Source organism: Mongoliibacter sp. (genome assembly GCF_007692705.1).
Classification (GTDB): domain Bacteria; phylum Bacteroidota; class Bacteroidia; order Cytophagales; family Cyclobacteriaceae; genus Mongoliibacter.
Window position 1 is genome coordinate 1 of sequence record NZ_REBN01000018.1, and the last position, 3,209, is coordinate 3,209.

Here is a 3,209-nt window from a genome sequence, read left to right on the forward strand (position 1 = left end):
TAAAACTCCTTTTGGGTTCTTTTGTCTTGGATGAGTTTGATGATATGAGGTTGAGGAAAAACTTCCTTTCCCTCCTTGGCTAATGCCTCAAGAGCCTCTGTATTGACATTTTCTATTTCGATGGTAATGACATCACAGCTTAGACCAAAATTATAGACCGTATCGAAATCAGTTAGACTGCCCTGTGTAAATTTCTGACATATGGATTTGCAGGGAGCGTTGACATCCGGGTCAAGGATGTGGATATCGATATTGTAATTGATGGCTGATTGAATAAGCATGCGGCCCAATTGACCACCTCCAAGAATTCCTAAAGTTTTTTGCTGGTAATTTTTCTGCACGGGGAAAAGCTTTGGTTGCCCAAAAATACAGGAAAAATGTAAGGGATGAGTGGGTAAATCATAAAAAATCCCGCCGAAGCGGGATTTGAATTATGAAATGATTTTTTTCTACACTGTCCTACCACCGATTAATCTTAGAAGTATGGATATGATTGCCAATACCAAGAGTATATGAATCAATCCACCAACACTATATACAAAGAAGCCAAAGATCCACCCAATGACCAAAATCACGGCGATCAAATAAAATAATGAGCTCATAGTCGTTTTGGTTAAGTTAAATAATTGATTTTCAAATAGTATTAAACAAGCACTATGCCAAAATCAAAATTCAACTAAATTTGATCCCCATCAATTCCATGAGTTTGTGCGCATTGAAACTTGGACAGGGACCGGGTTTGAGTGTATAGTCAAAATGGATTTCATTATCAGAGATTTCACTGTGAAAACTGTAATTTTTCAAATATTTCAACTGCTCTTCCAAGCTGCTCAACTCTATGTCATGGGTGCTGATGATTCCCTTTGCGCCACTTCCTGAAAGTTGTTTTATCAATGCTTCACTTCCCTGAACACGGTCGACAGTATTGGTTCCCTTTAGGATCTCATCCATAAGGAAAAAAACTTTCTCCCCTCTTTCAGCCGCAGAGAGGACTTGTTTTATCCGTGCAAGCTCAGCATAAAAGGAGCTTACACTTTCGCCAAGATTGTCCATGTTCCTCATGCTGGTGTACAACTGAAAAGGGCCGACTGTGAGTTTCTCTGCAAAAGGACGCAAGCCGAGATTTACCAAGACCATGTTCACTCCAATGGTTCTCATAAAAGTAGTTTTGCCTGACATATTTGATCCAGTCAATAAAACGGTTTGTTCTTCCGGTATCAGTTTTAGGGAATTCGCTACTGCTATGTCAGGTTTCAATAAAGGATGCTTGAGCGTTTTGAAATAAATTAGCTCTTCCTCAGTCCATGAAATATCCCCTACGAGTTTTTCTTCTGCAGAAAAGCTTCCCAAGGAGACCAGTACCTGCCATTGATCGAAGATAAGATCCAGGTCTTTTAATTGATTCTCGTAGGATTGTTTCCATTTTTTTAATTTCCAAAAAAGACCAAAGTCCAGCCAAAAAAGCAAGTTGAATATCAAGTAGACCAGATTGATCCGGTTTTCCACCAAAAAGGAAACTTGTTCCAAGGTTTTCAGTCCTTCCGGAATATTATTTTTATCATTGAAAGTTTTGCCCTGTTCCTGAAGATAGGGATCATTAAATTTTTTGTCCATAAGCATACTGGACCAAATTCTATAGGTTTTGATGTCTCCCTGACTTGGAAATACTTTACTCGCTTCTGCTAGCGGTTTGAAAACAAAACCCAATAGTAGTAATCCAATGAGGATCCAAAAACTCAAATAAGCGATAGGCAAGAGACCCGCAGCTACACCAAAAACCAAAGCTAATCCTAAAATCGGTCCTAAAAACATGGGGAGGTAATAAAAGGATTTCCATCGTAAGGGTTGGCTCAGCCAATTGTAAAATTTATCCTTTGGCTTTTCTTCTTTGATAAAAGCCCGACCGGTAGCTTCAAAACTCCTGAGAAATTTATGATCTTCTGCCAGTTCATCTATTGCTGGTCTGAGTATTTGGGCATTGGCGGGGTCAATATTTTTCTTGATTTTCTTAGCAAGTAGTTTTCTTCCGCTGATGTTACAAGTATGGTTGAGCAATTGAAAAACGGAATGCTCACCGAATAAGTCAAGGTCAATCGCAAAGGGGTGTGACTTAGATTGGAATTCATTTCCAGCATCAAAAGAATGGAGATTTCTGGTCCTTCTCAAATCCCTTTCATAATCCATTTTGATCAATACTTTCAAAAATGCTTCTACGTCTTTGAAGTGGTTGAAGCGAATAATTAGGTAGACGAATAAAATCAATTGCAGGAGGAGTAGCAAAAATAATATCGGATAATCCGTGAGGCTCAATACCAATACAGGTATGAAGGAAAAAAACACCAACAGACGTACTAGAGTGATTCTCAGTGTTTTCTTTTTGGTTTGTTTGAGAATCGTCGTAAGATCCCCTTGATTGAAGTCTATTTTCATTCTGCAAAGATAAAAAATGTGAAATTCTTTAAATTTTTTAATTTAATGCAACTGTGTTGCAATTAATTTAATAGAATTCCTTAACTTTGGGTATTATCATTCATGTAGTGTTCTCTTCATTTGAATGATGGTGGTTGACAATAGACTCCGGCCTCGCCGGAGTCTTCTTTGCTTCAAGTCTGTACTTCATCGAATTATTGGAAAGAAACACAAACCGCTGCGTCCCGTATACTTGTTTGCTTTCAGGAAGATCATTAAATACAGTCTTGTTAACTTTCCATTGAAGACAAGTTGCTACTACTAAATCCATTATAATTTTATGAAAAAACTACTTCCACTCTTTTTGATTCTAGTCGTAGTAGGCACTGCGATGAACCTTCCTGAGAAGGATATGTGGGCTCTGATGGGAAAGACAAGGTTTGTAGAAAAACTCAATAGGGAGTATGGCATGTATTTTTTGTATCCTAAGTTTCCTGATGAATTGAAGGCAATGGAAGGAAAAGAGGTATCCATTACCGGATTTTTTATTCCTTTGGAAATGAATACATCCAATATCGCCGTAATTTCCAAATACCCGAATGCAGAATGTTTCTTCTGTGGAGGAGCGGGCCCAGAAAGTGTGGTGGTAGGTTACCTGAAAAAGCGTCCTGGTAAAAGGATCAAGACAGATGAAATTGTTACTATTAAGGGCAAGCTTAAACTTAATGACAGTGATCTTGAAGAGCTCAATTTCATCATTCAAGATGCAGAATTGAGCTATTGATCATGAGCAAAAAAAA

General features: G+C 38.1%; 4 protein-coding genes and 1 pseudogene. 1 reads left to right on the forward strand and 4 read right to left on the reverse strand.

All coding sequences use genetic code 11. The features are described from left to right. From EA341_RS00245 to EA341_RS00260, 4 genes and pseudogenes are all read right to left on the reverse strand, one after another. Positions 1–341 (reverse strand): annotated as a pseudogene (locus EA341_RS00245) (5-(carboxyamino)imidazole ribonucleotide synthase); the annotation flags it as partial. A 108-nt stretch (positions 342–449) separates the two neighbouring features. Beyond that, positions 450–602: a lmo0937 family membrane protein gene (locus tag EA341_RS00250; protein WP_293010674.1), complete on the reverse strand. Its 153-nt coding sequence runs from the start codon at positions 600–602 to the stop codon at positions 450–452. A 70-nt stretch (positions 603–672) separates the two neighbouring features. Continuing rightward, on the reverse strand, positions 673–2,430 hold the full coding sequence (locus tag EA341_RS00255; protein ID WP_293010675.1) for a DNA mismatch repair protein: 1,758 nt from the start codon (positions 2,428–2,430) through the stop codon (positions 673–675). A 100-nt stretch (positions 2,431–2,530) separates the two neighbouring features. Then, positions 2,531–2,740, reverse strand: a complete 210-nt coding sequence (locus tag EA341_RS00260; protein WP_293010676.1) for a hypothetical protein — start codon at positions 2,738–2,740, stop codon at positions 2,531–2,533. A gap of 9 nt (positions 2,741–2,749) precedes the next feature. On the opposite strand from EA341_RS00260, the gene EA341_RS00265 reads away from it, so the two are divergent. Next, complete coding sequence (locus EA341_RS00265; RefSeq protein ID WP_293010677.1) at positions 2,750–3,193, forward strand: hypothetical protein; 444 nt, start codon at positions 2,750–2,752, stop codon at positions 3,191–3,193. Positions 3,194–3,209 lie beyond the last annotated feature (16 nt).

Bases quoted from the DNA above. Each gene is read 5' to 3' on its own strand.
- EA341_RS00260 (WP_293010676.1), bottom strand. From the start codon at position 2,740: ATGGATTTAGTAGTAGCAACTTGTCTTCAATGGAAAGTTAACAAGACT.
- EA341_RS00250 (WP_293010674.1), bottom strand. From the start codon at position 602: ATGAGCTCATTATTTTATTTGATCGCCGTGATTTTGGTCATTGGGTGG.
- EA341_RS00255 (WP_293010675.1), bottom strand. From the start codon at position 2,430: ATGAAAATAGACTTCAATCAAGGGGATCTTACGACGATTCTCAAACAA.
- EA341_RS00265 (WP_293010677.1), top strand. From the start codon at position 2,750: ATGAAAAAACTACTTCCACTCTTTTTGATTCTAGTCGTAGTAGGCACT.